Raw genomic sequence first — 20799 nt, 5'->3', positions numbered from 1 at the left:
CTACTTAGAAATAGCCCTGACGTTTTTTATCTTCCATTGAGCCTGCGCCATCGTGATCGATGACCCGGCCCTGGCGCTCGGAAGTACGCGTCAGGAGCATTTCCTGAATGATGTCCGTGAGGGTTTCAGCCTCGGACTCCACCGCGCCCGTCAACGGGTAGCAGCCAAGGGTACGGAAACGCACCTTCTTCTTGACGATGCGCGCCTTGTCCTCATCGGACAGGTGCTCGAGGATCCGCTCGTCATCGATCATGATCAGGGTGCCGTTCTTCTCGATGACGTCGCGTTCGGCGGCGAAGTACAACGGCACGATCGGGATGCCTTCGAGGTAGATGTATTGCCAGATGTCCAGCTCGGTCCAGTTCGACAGCGGGAAGACACGGATCGACTCACCCTTGTTGACCTTGCCGTTGTAGACGTTCCACAACTCCGGACGCTGGTTCTTCGGGTCCCAGCGGTGCTTGCTGTCACGGAAGGAGTAGACGCGTTCCTTGGCCCGCGACTTCTCTTCGTCACGCCGGGCGCCGCCGAAAGCTGCGTCGAAGCCATGCTTGTCCAGGGCCTGCTTGAGGCCCTCGGTCTTCATGATGTCGGTGTGCTTGGCGCTACCGTGGGTGAACGGGTTGATACCCTGGGCCACGCCGTCCGGGTTCACGTGGGTGATCAGGTCCAGGCCCAGCTCGGCAACCATCTTGTCGCGGAAGCTGTACATCTCCTGGAATTTCCAGCGGGTGTCGACATGCATCACCGGAAACGGCAGCTTGCCCGGGAAAAACGCCTTGCGCGCCAGGTGCAGCATCACGGCGGAGTCTTTACCGATGGAGTACAACATCACCGGATTATCGAACTCGGCGGCCACCTCGCGGATGATATGGATGCTTTCCGCCTCCAGCTGTTTCAGATGCGTCAGTTTGTCGACCATGGCTACTCACGAAAAGCGTTCTTATGGACGGCCAGCGGGCCGTGTTCGAGCGAGGCATGCTAGCACAGCACCCTATTCTATTGAGGAGCCCGACTAGATCGAAACGGTATAAGAATATACCGGCGCGTTTGGCTGCCTAGATGGGATTCGGGCAATCGATAAACAGATGCTCCAGCGCGAAACGTCGCGCCAGGTATTCACCCAATGCCTGTACGCCATAACGCTCGGTGGCGTGATGACCGGCGGCGATAAAGCTGATGCCGTTCTCCCGGGCACTGTGGAAGGTCTGTTCGGAGGCCTCGCCACTCAGGTACAGGTCCACGCCGGCCAATACCGCCTGGTCGATATACCCCTGGCCACCGCCGGTACACCAGCCGACCCGACGAATCATGTCATTGCCTTCGATCAGCAACGGCTCGCGCCCCAGGACTTCCTGGACCTTGCGGGCAAAGTCACGGGCGGTCATCGGTTCGTTCAAGGAACCGACCAATCCGACAATCTTCGGATTTTCCGGATCCAGCGGGCCTTCCACGGTAATCTCCAACTGCCGCGCCAGTTGCACGTTGTTACCGACCTCCGGATGCAGGTCCAGCGGCAGGTGATAGGCCAATAAACTGATATCGTGCTTGAGCAGGGTCTTCAGCCGGCGCTGCTTCATGCCGGTGACGCAAGGGTCCTCGCCCTTCCAGAAGTAACCGTGATGCACCAGAATCAGGTCCGCCCCGGCCTCGACGGCCGCGTCCAGCAGCGCCTGGCTGGCGGTCACACCGCTGACGATGCGCATGACCTGCGGCCGGCCCTCGACCTGCAGGCCGTTGGGGCAATAATCGGCAATCCGTGCACTGTTCAGAAAGCGATCCGCTTCCTGTACCAACGTATTCAATGAAACCGCCATAAAAACTCCTGAATATCCCATTCAGAGGCGCCCGCGGCCTCGTATAATGCGCCACATTATGGGCCGTCCGACATGGCCTGCAACCTTCCAGGACTTTGCTCAATGCTCAAGGCTCTGCGTTTCTTTGGTTGGCCGTTGCTGGCCGGTGTGCTGGTCGCTTTGCTGATCATCCAGCGCTACCCGCAATGGGTCGGCCTGCCCAACCTCGACGTGAACCTGCAACAGGCGCCGCAGATCACCCTCCACCAGCAGGGTCCCTACTCCTATGCCGACGCCGTGGACCTGGCCGCGCCGGCGGTAGCCAACCTGTACACCACCAAGATGGTCAACAAGAACAACCATCCGTTGTTCGAGGACCCGCAGTTCCGGCGTTTCTTCGGCGACAACCTGCCCAAGCAGAAGCGCATGGAGTCGAGCCTGGGCTCGGGGGTGATCATGAGCTCCACCGGCTACCTGCTGACCAACAACCACGTGACCGCCGGCGCCGACCAGATCGTGGTGGCCCTCAAGGACGGCCGCGAAACCCTGGCCAAGGTGGTCGGCAGCGATCCGGAAACCGACCTCGCGGTGCTCAAGATCGATCTGCCGAACCTGCCGTCGATCACCATCGGCCGTTCGGACCAGATCCGCATCGGCGATATCGCCCTGGCCATCGGCAACCCGTTCGGGGTCGGCCAGACCACCACCATGGGCATTATCAGCGCCACCGGCCGTAACCAGCTGGGCCTGAACAACTATGAAGACTTCATCCAGACCGACGCGGCGATCAACCCCGGCAACTCCGGCGGCGCGCTGGTGGACGCCAACGGCAACCTGACCGGCATCAACACCGCGATTTTCTCCAAATCCGGCGGCTCCCAGGGCATCGGCTTTGCGATCCCGATCAATCTGGCGGTAGAGGTGATGAAGGCGATCATCGAGCACGGCCAGGTGATTCGCGGTTGGCTGGGGATCGAAGTACAACCCCTGACCCAGGACCTGGCAGAGTCCTTCGGCCTCAGTGGGCGTCCGGGTATCGTGGTGGCGGGGGTGTTCCGTGACGGTCCGGCGCAGAAGGCCGGCCTGCAACTGGGCGACGTGATTCTCAGCATCGACGGCGAGCCGGCCACGGACGGTCGTCGTTCGATGAATCAGGTGGCGCGGATCAAGCCGACCGACAAGGTCGCCATCCAGGTGCTGCGCAACGGCAAGGAGATCAAGCTGATGGCGGAGATCGGCCTGAGACCACCGCAGCAGACGCCGCCGCAGGAAGAGCAATAAGACAAGCGCTTCAAGCTCCGTTCCCACAGAAACCACGTGGGGCCTATGGCAACGGTACTTGCCCGCGAAGATCTCCAGGCACCTTGTCCGAAGGTGCCTGGAGATGATGAAGTATCAGCCAGTTATCTTGGACGACTTCAGTTCCTCGGTGAAGCGCTGCGAACGAACACCTTTGGTGTCGTAAAACTCTTCAACCGACTTTACAAAGCGCTTCTCGGCCGGCACATACCAGAACGCCTTGTACAGACGACCGCTGACCGGGCGGGCCGCGACCCGTTGAGCGGTTGAAACCGTGGTGACACGACCCGGTGTCGCCACCGCCTGCGCTCCCCCTACCGCAACGGGCGCCAGCATCGCCGACCACTGACCGTCGGCTTCGATTTTCAGCGCCTTGAACTTGCCCGCTGGCACCTCGACATCTTCCCAACCGGTGACGACATAGTCGTTATGAAAGGTCTCGCTGGAATGCAGACGGTTAGGGTTCAGTTCGGTGTAGTCGACTGCCCAGGTCTTGCCTTCGCTCAAGGGAAAGTTCAACGGGCGATTGATCACCTGCTGCTTACCGTTGATATCACGGGAGCGACTCCAGTCCAGGCCGACCATGGTTTCAACCGGTGGCTGGTTGGACCCGTCCTGCTTGGCGCTGATCAGCACGCTGTGGCTGTCAACGCGCTCGACCGTCATCAGTGTGTTCTTACTCGAGAAACCTTGCGGCCCGGTTTCCACGGTGTCGGTATAGACCCAGCTATCCCCGGCCTTCAAGGGCGGCGCATCGACCGATTGGGCATACGCCGAACCGCAGATCAAACCAAGCACAGCGGCAGATAGTGTTTTAAGCATCACATTTTCCCTGAATGTCTGACCTGACGAGTCCATTTGAGACTCACCAAACGTGTGACGCGAGTAACGCTTGCCGAGGGTGGCAAGCACATCCTGAACAACTGCCAAGCGCAACTACCTGAGGTTTTCAAGCGCACTTCAACCTGAACAACCGAGCCCAGGAACTGCCATTAGAAACAGCACAGGCAAGCAGTCGAAGGCTCATGTCATTGTGCCATTTGAGAATGGGATCACGTGAGCTGATGACTTCGTCGACGTCATGAATATGAAGGCCGTTCAGCAACGCGACAGCATCGACCGGGCCGGGCTCGTCGTTCAAATCAATAGGGGGGGAGTCGCCAGATCGGCGTTGGGGAAGTCTGTGGTCAGTCCAGGCACTGACTGACCACAGAGATAACTCAGGTTGGAAACTTACATCACAAGCCAGAAACTAGAGATCGCCCAGGGCGTCGATCAACGCCTGGTTCTGCTCAGGCAGACCAATGGTGATGCGCAGGAACTGGGCAATACGCTCCTGCTTGAAGTGCCGCACGATCACGCCCTGCTCCCGAACCTTGGCCGCCAGCGCTGCCGCATCGTGTTGCGGGTGGCGGGCGAAGATGAAGTTCGCCGCCGACGGCAATACCTCAAACCCCTTGGCTTGCAACTGCGCCACCAACCCCTCGCGATTGTCGATGACCTTGCGGCAGGCGTCTTCGAAATACCCACGGTCCTCGAACGCCGCCGCCGCGCCGGCAATCGCGATGCGGTCCAGCGGATAGGAATTGAAGCTGTTCTTGATCCGCTCCAGGGCCTCGATCAGGTCCGGATGCCCGACCGCCAGGCCGACCCGCAGACCGGCCAGGGAACGCGATTTGGACAGGGTCTGGGTCACCAGCAGGTTCGGGTAACGATCCACCAGGCCGATAGCCGTTTCGCCGCCGAAGTCGATATACGCCTCGTCGACCACCACCACCGAATCCGGGCTGGCCTTGAGGATCTGCTCCACCGCGTCCAGCGCCAGCAGGCAACCGGTCGGCGCGTTCGGGTTGGGGAAAATGATCCCGCCGTTAGGCCGCGCATAGTCCGCGACACGGATCTGGAATTGCTCGTCCAGCGGCAAGGCCTCGAAGGTAATACCGTACAGGCCACAGTACACCGGGTAGAAGCTGTAGCTGATATCCGGGTACAGCAGCGGCCGGTCCTGCTGGAACAGACCGTAGAAAATGTGCGCCAGGACTTCGTCGGAACCGTTGCCGAGAAACACCTGGTTGGTCTTCACGCCGTAGTATTCGGCCACGGCCTGCTTGAGCAGATCACCGTTAGGGTCCGGGTACAGGCGCAGGTCGTCGCTCACTTCGGCCTTCATCGCGGCCAGGGCCTTGGGCGAAGGACCGTAGGGGTTTTCGTTGGTGTTGAGCTTGACCAGCTTGGTCAGCTTCGGTTGTTCACCCGGCACATAAGGCACCAGGTCCTTGACGAATTTGCTCCAGAACTTGCTCATGCTTGTTTCCCCTGTTCCTTATCAGCGACGATCCGATATTCCGCACTGCGGGCGTGAGCGCTCAGCGACTCGCCACGGGCCAGGACCGAAGCGGTCTTGCCCAGTTCGGACGCGCCCTGCTCCGAGCAGAATATGATCGACGAACGTTTCTGGAAGTCATACACCCCCAGCGGCGACGAGAAGCGTGCGGTACCGGAAGTCGGCAACACGTGGTTGGGACCGGCGCAGTAGTCGCCCAGGGCCTCGGACGTGTGACGGCCCATGAAGATCGCCCCCGCGTGACGAATCTGCGGCAACCAGGCCTGCGGATCGGCAACCGACAGTTCCAGGTGCTCCGGCGCAACGCGGTTGGCCACATCAATCGCCTGCTGCATGTCACGCACCTGGATCAGGGCGCCACGGCCGTTGATCGAGGTTTCGATAATGGCCGCGCGCTCCATGGTCGGCAGCAGCTTGGCGATGCTCGCGGCGACCTGGTCGAGGAACGCAGCGTCCGGGCTGACCAGGATCGCCTGGGCATCTTCGTCGTGCTCGGCCTGGGAGAACAGGTCCATGGCGATCCAGTCGGGGTCGGTCTGGCCGTCGCAAACCACCAGGATCTCCGACGGTCCGGCAATCATGTCGATACCGACCTGGCCAAATACGTGACGCTTGGCCGTGGCCACATAGATATTGCCGGGACCGACCACCTTGTCGACCTTGGGCACGCTCTCGGTGCCGTAGGCCAACGCCGCAACCGCCTGGGCGCCACCGATGGTGAACACCCGGTCGACGCCGGCGATGCACGCCGCCGCCAGTACCAGTTCGTTGATCTCACCACGGGGAGTCGGAACCACCATCACCACTTCGGCAACCCCCGCCACCTTGGCCGGAATCGCGTTCATCAGCACCGAAGACGGATAGGACGCCTTGCCGCCCGGCACGTACAAACCGGCGCGGTCCAACGGCGTGACCTTCTGACCGAGCACCGTGCCGTCGGCCTCGGTGTAGCTCCAGGAGTCCTGTTTCTGTTTTTCGTGGTAGCTGCGCACACGCTCGGCGGCTGTTTCCAGGGCCTGGCGTTGCGCCTCGGTGATCCGCGTCAGGGCCAGTTCAAGGCGCTCACGGGGCAGGATCAGGTCAGCCATGGACGCGACTTCCAGGCCGTCGAAACGCTGGGTGAACTCCACCAACGCCGCATCGCCACGCTCGCGCACGGCCTTGATGATGTCCAGCACCCGCTGATTGACCGAGTCGTCGGACACACTTTCCCAGCTCAACAGATGATCCAGATGATGAGCGAAGTCAGGATCGGCAGCGTTGAGTCGGCGAATTGCGGTAGACGTGGTCATAGCGGGAGCCTCAATAATGGGAGAACAACAAATCTCAGGCGCCGCAAGACTACCAAGCCATCCGCGTGGGCACCTGAGAATTCTGGCTATGACACGGATAGATGGGCGCGGCTCAAGGCCGCGCAATTGAATCAGTTGCGGTGTCGCGACTCGACTGCCTTGCGCAGGGTGTCGATCAGGGACTGGATGCGGGCGTGCTGCATTTTCATCGAAGCCTTGTTCACCACCAGGCGCGAACTGATGGTCGCGATCAGTTCCTGGGGTTCCAGGCCGTTGGCCCGCAAGGTATTGCCGGTGTCGACGACGTCGATGATCTTGTCGGCCAGGCCGATCAATGGCGCCAGCTCCATGGAGCCGTAGAGCTTGATGATATCGACCTGACGGCCCTGTTCGGCGTAGTAGCGCTTGGCAACGTTGACGAACTTGGTCGCCACCCGCAGACGGCCCTTGGGCTCGACGGCACCGATGGCACCGGCGGTCATCAGCCGGCACTGGGCGATCTGCAGGTCCAGGGGCTCATACAGACCCTGGCCGCCGTATTCCATCAGCACATCTTTACCGGCCACACCGAGGTCGGCCGCACCATGCTCGACATAAGTCGGCACGTCAGTGGCCCGTACGATCAGCAGGCGAACGTCGTCCTGGGTCGTGGGGATGATCAGCTTGCGGCTTTTGTCCGGATTCTCGGTCGGTACGATGCCCGCTTCTGCAAGCAGCGGCAGGGTGTCGTCGAGAATGCGGCCCTTGGACAGTGCAATGGTCAGCATGGGGAAACTCAGTCCTTCAATCAGGATATTGCAACACTCTAACAGACTGGTCCGCCTCCCCTGTGGGAGCCGGCTTGCTGGCGATAAACTTCAACGACGACACGGTACAACTGAAACACCGCGGTGTCTTCGCGTCCATCGCCGGCAAGCCGGCTCCTACAGGGCAGCGTCAGGCACTAGCCCGGAACGCGGCGGATCTTGGCGCCGAGCATCTGCAACTTCTCTTCGATGCACTCATAACCACGGTCGATGTGGTAGATGCGGTCGATCAGCGTGTCGCCTTCAGCGGTCAGGGCCGAAATCACCAGGCTGGCAGAAGCCCGCAGGTCGGTGGCCATGACCGGTGCGCCTTTCAGGCGTTCGGTACCGGTCACGATAGCGGTGTTGCCTTCGACCTGGATCTTGGCGCCCATGCGATGCAGCTCGTACACGTGCATGAAGCGGTTTTCGAAAATGGTCTCGATCACCGCACCGGTACCTTCACCGATGGCGTTGAGCGAGATGAACTGGGCCTGCATGTCGGTCGGGAACGCCGGGTACGGCGCGGTGCGCACGTTGACGGCCTTCGGACGCTTGCCATGCATGTTCAGCTCGATCCAGTCCTCACCCGTGGTGATTTCAGCACCGGATTCCTTCAGCTTCTCCAGCACCGCTTCGAGAATGGTCGGATCGGTATCCTTGACTTTGACTCGACCACCCGTAGCGGCCGCGGCCACCAGGTAGGTACCGGTCTCGATACGGTCCGGCATCACCTTGTAGGTGGCCGAATGCAGACGCTCGACACCGTCGATGGTGATGGTGTCGGTACCGGCACCGCTGACCTTGGCGCCCATGGCGTTGAGGAAGTTCGCCAGGTCGACCACTTCCGGCTCACGCGCGGCGTTCTGCAGCACGCTGCGGCCACGGGCCAGGGAAGCGGCCATCATGATGTTCTCGGTACCGGTCACGGAGACGGTATCAAAGAAGAAGTTCGCCCCACGCAGGCCGCCTTCTGGCGCCTTGGCCTTGATGTAGCCGCCTTCGACGTCGATCACCGCGCCCATGGCTTCCAGGCCGCGGATGTGCAGGTCAACCGGACGCGAGCCGATGGCGCAACCGCCAGGCAGGGCAACTTCGGCCTCGCCGAAACGGGCGACCATCGGACCCAGCACCAGGATCGACGCACGCATGGTTTTCACCAGCTCGTAAGGTGCGATCAGGGTCTTGATGGTGCGTGGATCGATTTCCACACTGAGCTTCTCGTCGATCACCGGCTCAATGCCCATGCGCCCGAACAGCTCGATCATGGTGGTGATGTCGTGCAGGTGCGGCAGGTTGGCAACAGTGACCGGGCCGTCGCACAGCAGGGTGGCGGCCAGGATCGGCAGGGCGGAGTTCTTCGCCCCGGAAATGCGGATTTCGCCATCAAGACGAACGCCGCCAGTAATAATCAGTTTGTCCATAAGGGTCTCGGCGCCAATTCAGGCTCAGGTGCGCTCGGCCCAAGCCGCGCGGCTGAAAAATTTCATAGTGACCGCATGGATGCTGCCATCAGCGATCCACGGGTTCAAATGGGCATAGATGCTCTGCTGACGCTTCACCGGGCTCAGGGCCACCAGTTCGTCGCTAATCACGTTCAGCTGGAAGTTGCAGCCTTCGCCTTCAACTTCGACCTGCACTTGGGAAAGAGAGCCCGACAGCTTTCCTTCAAGGAAGCTCTTTACTTCGTAGGCCTGCATGCTCAACCTCAATCGGCGCCCAACGCGCACGGGTTGGCCATCATACAAAAAAAGCCCCGCGCCTGCGAACCCCGCATTGCAGGACTCTGACGGGGGGCTTCTTTATTCATGGCGCTCTTGTCAGTAATAACATCAATGAACGCCGAGGATTTCCGTCAACTCGGAAACCTCGGCGATTTCGCGCATGTCTTGCGGCATGGCGCGAATGCTCAGGGCTTTGCCACCCTCGGCGGCGTCACGCATGAACGCCAGCAGCAAGGCCAGGCCCACACTGCTGGATTTCTCCACGGCGGAACAGTCGACCACCAGGGCCGGCGCAGCGCTGGCCTTGATCAGCGCCTGCCCGTCCTTGCGCAAGGCCGGGCCGGTGCTGTAGTCGATCACGCCGGCCAGCAGCAGTTCACCTGCTTCACCGGAGCGAACGCTGGCTTCACTCACTCTGCGCCCCCTTCTGCGGGTTCTTCTCGGATTCGGCCTTGGCCTTCTCCACTTCGCCAGCCCAGTTGTTGATGGTCTGGTCCAGGTTGTTGCCGTTACGCTGCATCGCATCGGCGAACTGATCGCGGAACAGCTTGCCGATATTGATGCCGTTGATGATCACGTTGCGCAGCTTCCACTCACCGTTGATTTTCTCAAGGGTATAGGAAACCGGATAGACGGCACCGTTGTTGCCTTTGACGGTCATGCCGACGCTGGTGCGATCACCCGACTCATCCTTGGGCGCATCGACGGTGATGCCCTGGTTGTTGTACTCCAGCAAGGCATTGCCGTAGAACTGGAACAGCCCCTTCTTGAAGTTCTCTTCGAAGGTTTTCATCTGCTCGGGCGTGGCTTTGCGCGAGTACTTGACCGTCATGATGCTTTTGGAAATACCTTCGGCGTCCACCACCGGGCCGACGATGGTGTTCAGCGCATCATAGAAGGCCTTGGGGTTCTGCTTGTACTGGGCCTTGTTGGCGGTCAGGTCAGCCAGCATCCGGTCAGTGGTGCTCTTGACCAGATCGTGGGCCGACGTGTCTGCCAGGGCATTGCCCATCAGCGGCAAGGTCGCCAGCAGCACCAGCAGACTACGTCGCAACATCGAGATCATGGAAAAACTCCTCATTTGGCGTCTTTGTTCACGGTATTGAGCAGGAATTTACCGATCAGATCTTCCAGCACCAGCGACGACTGGGTGTCGTGGATAGTCCCACCATCCTTGAGCAAGGTGTCTTCCCCGCCCACGCTGAGGCCGATGTACTTCTCACCGAGCAAGCCCGCCGTGAGGATAGACGCAGTGGAATCAGTCGGCAGGTTGTTCACGCGTTTTTCAACTTGCATGGTCACCCGGCCGGTGAAACTGTCGTGGTCCAGATCGATCGCCGTGACCTTGCCGATCGTCACACCGGCCATGGTCACCTTGGCTCTGACAGTCAAACCGGCGATATTGTCGAAGTACGCATATAATTTATACGTTTCAGTGTTTGTCGTAGGGGACAGTCCACTGACCCGCAACGCAAGCAGCAGCAAAGCCAGGATGCCAGCCAGCAGAAAAAGGCCGACACCGATTTCCAGGGTGCGGTTTTGCATCAGAAATCTCCAAACATCAAGGCGGTCAGAATAAAGTCAAGGCCCAGCACTGCCAGGGAGGCATAAACCACGGTCTTGGTCGTGGCACGGCTGATCCCCTCGGAAGTGGGTTCACAATCGTAGCCTTGAAACACGGCAATCCAGATCACCACGAAGGCGAACACAATACTTTTGATGATGCCATTCAGCACATCGCTGCTGAAGGTCACGCTGTTCTGCATGTTGGCCCAGTAGGAGCCGTCGTAGACCCCCAGCCAATCCACTGCCACCCACGAACCACCCCAGATCCCGACCACACTGAAGATCATTGCCAGCAGCGGCAGGGAAATGAAACCGGCCCAGAGTCGCGGCGCGACAATGTACTTGAGCGGATCGACACCGATCATCTCCAGGCTGGACAGTTGCTCGGTGGACTTCATGTTGCCGATTTCGGCGGTCAGCGCCGAACCGGCACGTCCGGCGAACAGCAGCGCGGTGACCACCGGCCCGAGTTCACGCAACAGCGTCAGGGCGACCATCTGCCCCACCGCCTGTTCGGAACCGTAGCTGGAAAGGATATTGAAGCCCTGCAAGGCCAGGACCATGCCGATAAAGACCCCGGAGACGACGATGATCACCAGACTCATCACGCCCACGGAATGCAGTTGCTTGACCAGCAGCCCGAAGCCGCCGCCGATGCCACCGCGGCCGAACAGCACGTGGAACAGGAACAGCGTCGAACGGCCGAGCACAGCGAGGATGTCCAGGCCCGAGCGGCCAAACAGACGCACTCTCTCGATAAGTGATTTCTTGCGCATTATCAGCGCTTCCCCAACAGGTCGGCACGGTAGTCCGTCGCCGGAAAGTGGAACGGCACAGGACCGTCGGGATCGCCCTTCATGAACTGGCGGATACGCGGGTTATCGGCGTTCATCAGTTCTTCCGGGGTGCCTTGCCCGAGCACCTGACCATCACCGACCACATAAAGGTAGTCGGCGATGCTGGCGGTTTCGGCCAGATCGTGGGACACCACGATGCTGGTGATACCCAGGGCATCATTGAGCAGGCGGATCAGGCGCACGAGAACGCCCATGGCGATCGGGTCCTGGCCGACGAACGGTTCGTCGTACATGAGGATCTGCGGGTCCAGGGCAATCGCCCGGGCCAATGCCACACGACGCTTCATACCACCGGACAGCTCGTCGGGCATCAGGTCGATCGCTCCGCGCAGGCCGACGGCCTGCAATTTGAGCAGAACAATGTCACGAATCATTTCTTCCGGCAGTTCGGTGTGAACCCGCAGCGGAAAGGCAACGTTCTCGAAAACATCCAGGTCGGTGAACAACGCACCGCTCTGGAACAGCACTCCCATGTGCTTGCGCGCGTCGAACAGATCGCCGCGCGACAGTGTCGGGAGATTCTGACCATTGACCCAGACTTCGCCACCGCTGGGGCGCAGTTGTGCCCCCATCAGACGCAACAGGGTGGTCTTGCCGCACCCGGAAGGCCCCATGATGCCGGTGACCTTGCCTCGCGGGATACGAATGTCGACATTATTGAAGATGCTGCGCGCACCGCGCTTGAAGGTCACACCCTTCAGCTCGACCGCGTAGGCGTTATCGGCGCTCATCTAAACTCCTTGCGATGCAGCCTCGGACTCGGACACCAGGCCTCTCTTTAAAAGAGGCGCAGACTTCCTGAGCGGGCCGAACTAGCCGCGAACTATATCACCGCTGATACGAGCCGCCCAAGGCCGAAGCCACCCTTGTTCAGGATAAATACAGCCGGGCTTGACAGCTTGCGAGATAAAAACCGAAGGCAAACTCCTACAGGCACCGCGCAAAACGCAATGATCTAGTGTGAGTGAAGAAGGCATTACCGCTATAATCGCGCCTTTTCATCAGGCTATACGATTTCTGACATGAGCCAATCCAGCGACCTGATTCAATCAGCACAACGCACCATCCGCCTCGAACGCGAAGCCGTAGAAGGCTTGCTGGCCCATATCGACGCAGATTTCGTACGCGCTTGCGAAATGATTCTGGCCAGCAAAGGCCGTGTGGTTGTCGTCGGCATGGGCAAGTCCGGGCACATCGGCAACAAGATCGCCGCGACCCTGGCCAGCACCGGCACCACGGCGTTTTTCGTCCACCCCGCCGAGGCCAGCCACGGCGACATGGGCATGATCACCCGGGACGACATCATCCTGGCCCTGTCCAACTCCGGCTCGACTGCGGAAATCGTCACCCTGCTGCCGCTGATCAAACGCCTGGGCATCCAGCTGATCAGCCTGACCGGCAACCCTGACTCGCCGCTGGCCAAGGCCGCCGAAGTCAACCTCAACGTCCATGTCGAGCATGAAGCCTGCCCGCTGAACCTGGCGCCGACCTCCTCCACCACGGCCGCCCTGGTGATGGGCGACGCACTCGCGGTGGCCCTGCTCGAGGCCCGCGGCTTCACCGCCGAAGACTTCGCCTTTTCCCATCCGGGCGGCGCCCTGGGCCGGCGCTTGCTGCTGAAAGTGGAAAATGTCATGCATGCCGGCGATGAACTGCCACAGGTCTTGCGCGGCACCCTGCTAAAAAATGCACTGATGGAAATGACTCGCAAAGGCCTCGGCATGACCGTGATCGTCGAAGCCGATGGGCGCCTGGCCGGGATCTTCACCGACGGTGACCTGCGCCGGACCCTGGACCGCACCATCGACATCCATACGGCCCTGATCGAAGACGTCATGACCCACCACGGCAAGACCGCGCGGGCCGAGATGCTCGCCGCCGAAGCCCTGAAAATCATGGAAGACCACAAGATCAACGCGCTGGTGGTGGTCGACAGCGACGACCGCCCGGTGGGCGCCCTGAACATGCACGATCTGCTGCGCGCGGGAGTGATGTAAATGAACGACGAATTGTTGCAACGCGGCAAAGCCATCAAACTGGCGGTCTTCGACGTCGATGGCGTACTGACCGACGGTCGCCTGTACTTCCTCGAGGACGGCAGCGAATTCAAGTCCTTCAGCACCCTCGACGGTCAGGGCATCAAGATGCTGATGGCCGCCGGCGTGCAAACCGCTATTATCAGCGGTCGCAAAACCGCACTGGTCGAACGACGTGCGCAGAACCTCGGCATCCCCCACGTCTACCAGGGCCGCGAGGACAAACTGGTGGTGCTTGACGCCCTGCTCGCCCAGCTCAACCTGAGTTATGAACAGGTCGCCTACCTGGGTGATGACCTGCCCGACCTGCCGGTGATCCGCCGCGTCGGCCTGGGCATGGCCGTGGCCAATGCCGCCAGCTTCGTGCGTGAACACGCCCACGGCATTACCCGGGCCCGCGGCGGCGACGGCGCCGCCCGTGAATTCTGCGAGCTGATCCTGCAAGCCCAGGGCAGCCTTGAAGCGGCTCATGCCGCCTACCTGTAGAGCTATTTATGCTGAGCAAGAAAATTCGCAACATTCTGCTGTTCGGTGTCATTGCCGCCATTTTCGCGGCCGTTGGCTACTGGAACATCAGTCCGGAACGCTTTCTCGAGCGCCCGGCGGCGCAGGTCGATGAAACCCAGATCGACTACTACGCTATCAATGCCCACAGCATTCAGTACATGCCCGACGGCCGGGTGCAGTACGACCTGACCGGTGACAAGGTCGAACACCTCAGGGCGTCGGACGTGACGTTGGTGACCAAGCCCGACATGCACATCTATCGCGGCACGGTCTACCCCTGGCACGTCCAGAGCGAGCACGCCGAGGTCAACCCGGACGGCACCCAGATCGAACTGATCGACTCGGTACGGGTAGCACGTACCGACGAACTACAGCGCGAAGTCATCATTACCAGCAGTCGAATGACAGTATTCCCACAGAAGCAATATGCGCAGACCGAGCAAGCCGTTAGAATCGAAGGCGCCGACGGCGTGACCACTGGCAAGGGAATGAAAGCGTATTTGAACGACAGCCGGATACACCTGCTGTCCAATGTAAGAGGACAGTATGAGTCTCGTTAAAACCCTCCCTATTTTGCTTGGCCTCGGTGCGGCACTGGGAAACGTGAACGCCTGGGCCCTGCCGACCGATAACCAGCAGCCCATCCGTATCCAGGCCGACGATGCTCAACTGGATGACAAGCAAGGCATCGCCACCTACAAAGGTGATGTGGTCATTACCCAGGGCTCGATGATCGTCAAGGGCAACACCGTGACGCTGACCCGGACCAAGGACGGCGCTATCGACGTAGTGACCTCCGTGGGCAACCTGGCCTACTTCGAGCAACTGCAGAAAGTCGGCGATCCGAAGCCGGTGCAGGGCTATGGCGTGACCATCCAGTACCACGCCCAGCAGAACCGCATCATCCTGATCGACAAGGCCAAGGTGATCAACGACGGCAACACCACCGAAGGCGAGAAAATCGTCTACGACACGGTGAAGCAGATCGCCCAGGCCGGTCGCGCCACCGGTAGCGCGATCACCGCACCGCGCCCACGCATCGACATGGTCATCCAGCCGAAGCAGAAAACCGACCAGCAGAAGGCGCAGTAATGGCAACCCTGAAAGCCCAGCATCTGGCCAAGGCCTACAAAAGTCGCCAGGTGGTGCGTGATGTCAGCCTGTCGATCGACAGCGGGCAGATCGTCGGTCTGCTCGGCCCCAACGGTGCCGGCAAGACCACCTGCTTCTACATGATCGTCGGCCTGGTCCAGGCCGATCAGGGTCGCGTGCTGATCGACGACCAGGATGTCAGCCACCAGCCGATGCACGGCCGCGCACGCGCCGGGATCGGCTACCTGCCCCAGGAAGCGTCGATTTTTCGCAAGCTGTCGGTAGCCGACAACATCATGGCCATCCTCGAGACCCGCAAGGAACTCGACAAGGCCGGCCGTCGCAAGGAACTGGAAAGCCTGTTGCAGGAATTCCACATCAGCCATATCCGCGACAACCTCGGCATGAGCCTGTCCGGTGGCGAACGACGTCGCGTGGAAATTGCCCGCGCCCTGGCCACCGCGCCGAAATTCATCCTGCTCGATGAACCTTTCGCCGGGGTCGACCCGATTTCTGTTGGCGATATCAAACAGATCATCCATCACCTCAAGGCCAAGGGCATCGGTGTACTGATCACCGACCACAACGTCCGCGAGACTCTGGACATCTGCGAGACAGCCTATATCGTCAATGATGGACAGCTGATCGCCGAAGGCGATTCGGCCACTATCCTGGCCAACGAACTGGTCAAGGAAGTCTACCTGGGCCATGAGTTCCGCCTGTAGACATCGCGGTAAAGGATCAAGTGCCAGAGCGCAGACTGTTCAATAAAAACCACAAGATTTTTATTGTTACAGCGCTCTAGGCAAAGGCTCGGGTTTCAGGCATATAATTTGCTTATGTTTGGCGCCCCGGCGCCCTGTAGAGTGGATGGCGCATGCGCGCCGGCGAATAAGGTGTTAAGCCCCTGCCATGAAACCATCGCTAGTCCTGAGAATGGGCCAGCAGCTGACGATGACACCGCAGCTGCAACAGGCCATCCGCCTGCTCCAATTGTCGACCCTGGACCTTCAGCAGGAAATCCAGGAGGCCCTGGAGTCCAATCCGATGCTCGAACGCCAGGAAGAAGGCGACGACTTCGACAATACCGACCCTCTGGCCGACAACGCCGAGCACAAACCCAATACCGAAATCCAGGAACCGTCCTTCCAGCAGGAAACCGCTCCGACGGTGGACAACCTCGAGGAAGGCGACTGGAACGAACGCATTCCTAACGAGCTGCCCGTCGACACCGCCTGGGAAGACGTCTACCAGACCAGCGCCAGCAGCCTGCCAAGCAACGATGACGACGAGTGGGACTTCACCACCCGCACCTCGGCCGGCGAGAGCCTGCAGAGCCATCTGCTCTGGCAACTGAACCTGGCACCGATGTCCGACACCGATCGGCTGATCGCCGTGACCCTGATCGACTGCATCAACAATCAGGGCTACCTGGACGAAACCCTCGAGGAAATCCTCGACGCCTTCGACCCGGAACTGGACATCGAGCTGGACGAGATCGAAGCGGTGCTGCATCGCATCCAGCAATTCGAGCCGGCCGGTATCGGTGCGCGCAACCTGGGCGAATGCCTGTTGCTGCAACTGCGCCAGTTGCCGGCCCGGACACCCTGGCTGGCCGAAGCCCAGCGCCTGGTCAGCGACTACATCGACCTGCTCGGCAGCCGCGACTACAGCCAGCTGATGCGCCGCATGAAGCTCAAGGAAGACGAACTGCGCCAGGTCATCGAACTGGTCCAGAGCCTCAACCCGCGCCCGGGCTCGCAAATCGAGTCCAGCGAAGCCGAATACGTCGTTCCCGACGTGATCGTGCGCAAGGACAACGAACGCTGGCTGGTGGAACTGAACCAGGAATCGGTGCCACGCCTGCGGGTCAATCCGCAGTACGCCGGCTTCGTCCGCCGCGCCGACACCAGCGCCGACAACACCTTCATGCGCAACCAGTTGCAGGAAGCCCGCTGGTTCATCAAGAGCCTGCAGAGCCGCAACGAAACCCTGATGAAGGTCGCCACCCAGATCGTCGAGCACCAGCGCGGCTTCCTGGAGTACGGCGACGAGGCGATGAAGCCGTTGGTCCTGCACGACATCGCCGAGGCGGTGGGCATGCACGAGTCGACGATTTCCCGGGTGACCACGCAGAAATTCATGCATACCCCCCGCGGTATCTATGAACTGAAATATTTTTTCTCCAGCCACGTCAGCACCTCCGAAGGCGGCGAATGCTCGTCCACGGCGATCCGCGCGATCATCAAAAAACTGGTTGCAGCGGAAAATCAGAAAAAGCCGTTGAGTGACAGCAAGATCGCTGGTTTACTGGAGGCACAAGGCATTCAGGTGGCCCGTCGTACCGTCGCCAAATACCGTGAGTCCCTGGGGATTGCCCCCTCCAGCGAACGGAAGCGATTGATGTAGACAGGGCCCCGTTACAGCGTCTGGGCTGCTTTCTAAAACTCGCCGAGCGGCGATCAGGCAAGGCAAAAACAGGCGAGGAAGCGGAGTTGACTGTTGTCAATGAGCATTCCGAGCCTGTTTTTAACGCAGCATGATCGTCGCGCAGGCCGTTTTAGGATGCAGCACTGTGGTAGGCATAAGCCTGCCGCTCTATGCACTGGCAACGAAGGAGAAGCTGTATGCAAGTCAATATCAGTGGACACCAACTGGAAGTGACCGAACCCCTGCGTGCTTACATCGGCGAGAAGCTCGACCGACTGGAGCGTCATTTCGACAAGATCACCAACGTACAGGTGACCATGGCTGTCGAAAAACTGAAGCAGAAAATCGAAGCCACCTTGCATATCCACGGCGGTGAAGTGGTCGCCAACGCCGAGCATGACGACATGTATGCAGCGATCGACCTGCTCACCGACAAGCTGGACCGACAACTGAAAAAGCATAAGGAAAAGAACCTGCACCTGCTCCAAGGTACAGGTCGCTGACACCCATCCATGATCCGACTTGAAAGTATCCTGACCCCCGGCCGTTCCCTGGTGAACGTGCCGGGCGGCAGTAAAAAGAAAGCCCTCGAGCAAATTGCCAACCTGATCAGCCACGAAGTCCCTTACCTGGCCATGCAGGATGTCTTCGACAGCCTGATCGCGCGGGAAAAACTCGGCTCGACCGGTTTCGGCAATGGCATCGCTATCCCCCACTGCCGCCTGAAGGGTTGCGTGGCGCCCATCAGCGCCCTGATGCACCTCGACGCCCCCATCGATTTCGACGCCATCGACGGCGCGCCGGTTGACCTGCTGTTCGTCCTGCTGGTCCCGGAGGCTGCCACCGATGCCCACCTGGAACTGCTTCGACAGATTGCCAGCATGCTCGACCGCAAGGACGTGCGTGACAAGCTGCGCGGAGCCACTTCCAACCAGGCCCTGTATCAGGTGGTCCTGGACGAGCAGAGCGGTCACTGACCATGCGCTTGATCATCGTCAGCGGCCGTTCCGGCTCAGGTAAAAGTACCGCCCTCGATGTCCTCGAGGACAACGGCTACTACTGCATCGACAACCTGCCGGCCGGTCTGCTGCCGGAGCTGGCCGAACGCGCCCTGATCCATACCGAGCTGGCGCAGCCGCTGGTCGCCGTGTCCATCGACGCGCGCAACCTGCCCAGCCACCTGTCGCGCTTCCCGGAACTGCTCGATGAAGTGCGCAGCCGGCATATCCACTGCGATGTCCTGTACCTGGACGCCGACGAGGAAACCCTGCTCAAGCGCTTTTCCGAAACCCGTCGACGCCATCCGCTGAGCAATGCCAATCGTTCCCTGGCCGAGGCCATCCGCGACGAAAGCAACCTGCTGGGGCCGATCTCGGACCTCGCCGACCTCAAGGTCAATACCACCCACCTGAACCTCTATCAGTTGCGCGACACCCTCAAGCTGCGCCTGCTGAACCAGCCGGAACCGGGTACCGCCTTCCTCATCGAGTCGTTCGGCTTCAAGCGTGGGATGCCGGTGGATGCCGACCTGGTGTTCGACGTACGTTGCCTGCCCAACCCTTACTGGAAGCCGGAACTGCGCGAGCAGTCCGGGCTCGACCAGCCGGTGGCCGAATACCTGGCCGCACAGCCGGACGTCGAGGAGATGTACCAGGATATTTCCAGTTATTTGCTCAAATGGTTGCCGCGTTTTGCCGCCAGCAACCGGGCTTATGTCACTATTGCCATCGGCTGTACGGGGGGGCATCACCGCTCCGTCTACCTGACCGAACGCTTGGGCAAAGCCCTGCAACAATCCCTGAAGAACGTCCAGGTCCGCCACCGCGACCTTAGCTGAAAGGACCACCACCGCGATGCCCGCTCTGGAAATTGAAATCATCAACAAACTGGGCCTGCACGCCCGTGCTTCGGCTAAATTCGTCGGTGTTGCCGGCCAGTTCCCCTGCCAGATCCGCGCCGGGCGCACACCGGAAAGCATGGTCGACGGCAAGAGCATCATGGCCATGATGATGCTGGCTGCCGGCAAGGGCACCAAGATTCATCTGAAGACCGAAGGCGAGCAGGAAGACGACGCCATGGCCGCGCTGGTCAAGCTGATCAACAACTATTTCGACGAAGGCGAATAGAGCCGGCAGGACATCCAGGTCCTGCGGCGCCTATCCAGACGCCATCGCCGGCAAGCCTGCTCCTACAGGAAATCGCGTCGTACAGGGAACCTGTGCACGACAAAAGAACCGTGTGGGAGCCGGCTGGCCGGCGATGGACGTTAACGATAACGCTGAAATCCCGTCCCCCTTCTATATGCCTCCCGCCAACCAGCCCAACAGCCGGGCAACGAGCAACACCATCCCTGCCAGCAACAACAGCCAACCGACCCCCTGGCGAAATAATCGCCCTCTGCTCATTGCCACGATTTCAATCCCCATCATCGGCGTTGATTCTTGTTCTGAAGGTACGACTTACGCCAAGGCAGCGAGATACCGGCGCTCGACTTCAGGCCAGTTGATCACGTTGTAGAAGGCATTGATGTATTCCGGGCGACGGTTCTGGTACAGCAGGTAATAAGCGTGCTCCCAGACATCCAGGCCGAGGATCGGGGTATTGCCGCTCATCAGCGGGCTGTCCTGGTTACCGCTGCTTTCCACCACCAGGGTTTTCTGCGGGGTCACGCTCAGCCAGGCCCAGCCACTGCCGAAACGGGTCAATGCGGCCTTGGTAAAGGCCTCTTTGAACGCATCGAAACCGCCCAGTTGCGCATCGATCGCCTGGCCCAGCGCCGCCTCCGGGGCACCACCGCCCAGCGGGCTCATCACCGCCCAGAACAATGAATGGTTGGCATGGCCGCCGCCGTGGTTGATCACCGCCGGGCGCAGTTTTTCCGGCAGTTGCTGGACCGCAGCCACCAGTTTCTCCACCGACCAGTCAGCCCACTCCGAACCTTCGACCGCCACGTTCAGGTTGGTGATGTAGGTCTGGTGGTGTTTGCTGTAGTGGATTTCCATGGTTTTCGCATCGATATGCGGTTCCAGGGCATCGTAGTCATAGGGCAACGCAGGCAAGCTAAAGGTCAT

Annotated in this window: 25 protein-coding genes; 11 read left to right on the top strand and 14 right to left on the bottom strand. The window is 60.3% G+C overall.

Translation table 11 applies throughout. The features are described 5' to 3' along the window. Positions 1–4 precede the first annotated feature (4 nt). Together cysD and HX866_RS00725 are read right to left on the bottom strand one after the other, a co-directional pair. A complete protein-coding gene (gene cysD / locus HX866_RS00730) occupies positions 5–922 on the bottom strand; it encodes a sulfate adenylyltransferase subunit CysD (protein ID WP_177093191.1) in 918 nt (305 codons plus the stop codon). A gap of 136 nt (positions 923–1058) precedes the next feature. Further along, positions 1059–1817, bottom strand: coding sequence for a Nif3-like dinuclear metal center hexameric protein (locus tag HX866_RS00725; protein ID WP_177126054.1), 759 nt, complete (start codon positions 1815–1817; stop codon positions 1059–1061). A gap of 102 nt (positions 1818–1919) precedes the next feature. Here HX866_RS00725 and algW point away from each other — a divergent pair, with 102 nt between their 5' ends. Beyond that, entirely contained in the window at positions 1920–3077 is a 1158-nt protein-coding gene (algW, locus tag HX866_RS00720) for a Do family serine endopeptidase AlgW (protein WP_177093193.1), read from the top strand. Positions 3078–3191: 114 nt separating this feature from the next. On the opposite strand, the gene HX866_RS00715 is transcribed toward algW, so the two are convergent. From HX866_RS00715 to HX866_RS00665, 11 genes are all read right to left on the bottom strand, one after another. Beyond that, positions 3192–3917 (bottom strand): hypothetical protein, encoded by a 726-nt coding sequence (locus tag HX866_RS00715; RefSeq protein ID WP_218177574.1) that lies wholly within the window; start codon positions 3915–3917, stop codon positions 3192–3194. A gap of 430 nt (positions 3918–4347) precedes the next feature. Beyond that, the gene (gene hisC / locus HX866_RS00710) at positions 4348–5400 is read right to left on the bottom strand and encodes a histidinol-phosphate transaminase (protein WP_177126053.1); all 1053 of its coding nucleotides are present in this window, start codon (positions 5398–5400) and stop codon (positions 4348–4350) included. Next, positions 5397–6731 (bottom strand): histidinol dehydrogenase, encoded by a 1335-nt coding sequence (gene hisD, locus HX866_RS00705; protein ID WP_177137733.1) that lies wholly within the window; start codon positions 6729–6731, stop codon positions 5397–5399. The genes hisC and hisD overlap by 4 nt, the downstream gene beginning before the upstream one ends. Before the next feature lie 131 nt (positions 6732–6862). Then, positions 6863–7498 carry an ATP phosphoribosyltransferase gene (gene hisG / locus HX866_RS00700; protein ID WP_100942233.1) on the bottom strand — a complete coding sequence of 212 codons (636 nt, stop codon included), beginning with the start codon at positions 7496–7498 and terminating at the stop codon, positions 6863–6865. Between the two features lie 176 nt (positions 7499–7674). Then, the gene (gene murA, locus HX866_RS00695) at positions 7675–8940 is read right to left on the bottom strand and encodes a UDP-N-acetylglucosamine 1-carboxyvinyltransferase (protein ID WP_177093196.1); all 1266 of its coding nucleotides are present in this window, start codon (positions 8938–8940) and stop codon (positions 7675–7677) included. A 24-nt stretch (positions 8941–8964) separates the two neighbouring features. Then, positions 8965–9216 carry a BolA family protein gene (locus HX866_RS00690; protein ID WP_121136659.1) on the bottom strand — a complete coding sequence of 84 codons (252 nt, stop codon included), beginning with the start codon at positions 9214–9216 and terminating at the stop codon, positions 8965–8967. A 132-nt stretch (positions 9217–9348) separates the two neighbouring features. After that, positions 9349–9654 (bottom strand): STAS domain-containing protein, encoded by a 306-nt coding sequence (locus HX866_RS00685; RefSeq protein WP_177093197.1) that lies wholly within the window; start codon positions 9652–9654, stop codon positions 9349–9351. Beyond that, positions 9647–10306 (bottom strand): MlaC/ttg2D family ABC transporter substrate-binding protein, encoded by a 660-nt coding sequence (locus HX866_RS00680; protein WP_177126052.1) that lies wholly within the window; start codon positions 10304–10306, stop codon positions 9647–9649. The genes HX866_RS00685 and HX866_RS00680 overlap by 8 nt, the downstream gene beginning before the upstream one ends. Positions 10307–10317: 11 nt before the next feature. Continuing rightward, a complete protein-coding gene (gene mlaD / locus HX866_RS00675) occupies positions 10318–10785 on the bottom strand; it encodes an outer membrane lipid asymmetry maintenance protein MlaD (protein ID WP_177093199.1) in 468 nt (155 codons plus the stop codon). Next, entirely contained in the window at positions 10785–11582 is a 798-nt protein-coding gene (mlaE, locus tag HX866_RS00670; RefSeq protein ID WP_177137732.1) for a lipid asymmetry maintenance ABC transporter permease subunit MlaE, read from the bottom strand. Before mlaE ends, mlaD begins: the two co-directional genes overlap by 1 nt. Positions 11583–11584: 2 nt before the next feature. Then, positions 11585–12394 carry an ATP-binding cassette domain-containing protein gene (locus tag HX866_RS00665; RefSeq protein WP_177093201.1) on the bottom strand — a complete coding sequence of 270 codons (810 nt, stop codon included), beginning with the start codon at positions 12392–12394 and terminating at the stop codon, positions 11585–11587. 291 nt (positions 12395–12685) lie between these two features. Between HX866_RS00665 and HX866_RS00660 the strand changes: the two genes are divergently transcribed. From HX866_RS00660 to HX866_RS00615, 10 genes are all read left to right on the top strand, one after another. Next, positions 12686–13660, top strand: a complete 975-nt coding sequence (locus tag HX866_RS00660) for a KpsF/GutQ family sugar-phosphate isomerase (RefSeq protein WP_177093202.1) — start codon at positions 12686–12688, stop codon at positions 13658–13660. Continuing rightward, the gene (locus HX866_RS00655; RefSeq protein WP_177093203.1) at positions 13661–14185 is read left to right on the top strand and encodes a KdsC family phosphatase; all 525 of its coding nucleotides are present in this window, start codon (positions 13661–13663) and stop codon (positions 14183–14185) included. Positions 14186–14193: 8 nt separating this feature from the next. After that, positions 14194–14766, top strand: a complete 573-nt coding sequence (gene lptC, locus HX866_RS00650) for an LPS export ABC transporter periplasmic protein LptC (protein WP_177093204.1) — start codon at positions 14194–14196, stop codon at positions 14764–14766. Continuing rightward, positions 14753–15298, top strand: a complete 546-nt coding sequence (gene lptA, locus HX866_RS00645) for a lipopolysaccharide transport periplasmic protein LptA (RefSeq protein WP_177093205.1) — start codon at positions 14753–14755, stop codon at positions 15296–15298. The genes lptC and lptA overlap by 14 nt, the downstream gene beginning before the upstream one ends. Further along, the gene (lptB, locus tag HX866_RS00640) at positions 15298–16023 is read left to right on the top strand and encodes an LPS export ABC transporter ATP-binding protein (RefSeq protein WP_177093206.1); all 726 of its coding nucleotides are present in this window, start codon (positions 15298–15300) and stop codon (positions 16021–16023) included. Before lptA ends, lptB begins: the two co-directional genes overlap by 1 nt. Before the next feature lie 187 nt (positions 16024–16210). After that, a complete protein-coding gene (locus tag HX866_RS00635) occupies positions 16211–17707 on the top strand; it encodes an RNA polymerase factor sigma-54 (protein ID WP_103498075.1) in 1497 nt (498 codons plus the stop codon). A gap of 218 nt (positions 17708–17925) precedes the next feature. After that, positions 17926–18231, top strand: a complete 306-nt coding sequence (gene hpf, locus HX866_RS00630; RefSeq protein ID WP_017126531.1) for a ribosome hibernation-promoting factor, HPF/YfiA family — start codon at positions 17926–17928, stop codon at positions 18229–18231. A gap of 9 nt (positions 18232–18240) precedes the next feature. Continuing rightward, positions 18241–18705 carry a PTS IIA-like nitrogen regulatory protein PtsN gene (gene ptsN, locus HX866_RS00625; RefSeq protein ID WP_121136639.1) on the top strand — a complete coding sequence of 155 codons (465 nt, stop codon included), beginning with the start codon at positions 18241–18243 and terminating at the stop codon, positions 18703–18705. 2 nt (positions 18706–18707) lie between these two features. Then, on the top strand, positions 18708–19565 hold the full coding sequence (gene rapZ, locus HX866_RS00620; RefSeq protein ID WP_177093207.1) for an RNase adapter RapZ: 858 nt from the start codon (positions 18708–18710) through the stop codon (positions 19563–19565). Between the two features lie 16 nt (positions 19566–19581). Further along, positions 19582–19854 (top strand): HPr family phosphocarrier protein, encoded by a 273-nt coding sequence (locus HX866_RS00615; RefSeq protein WP_177093208.1) that lies wholly within the window; start codon positions 19582–19584, stop codon positions 19852–19854. Positions 19855–20187: 333 nt separating this feature from the next. Here HX866_RS00615 and HX866_RS00610 read toward each other — a convergent pair whose 3' ends face one another. Continuing rightward, on the bottom strand, positions 20188–20799 hold the full coding sequence (locus tag HX866_RS00610) for a superoxide dismutase (RefSeq protein ID WP_177093209.1): 612 nt from the start codon (positions 20797–20799) through the stop codon (positions 20188–20190).

Origin of the sequence: Pseudomonas gingeri, from assembly GCF_013386165.1 — a bacterium.
GTDB lineage: Bacteria > Pseudomonadota > Gammaproteobacteria > Pseudomonadales > Pseudomonadaceae > Aquipseudomonas > Aquipseudomonas gingeri_C.
The sequence above is the reverse complement of the archived record's forward strand: the minus strand, read 5'-3'. Positions and strand labels throughout refer to the sequence as shown.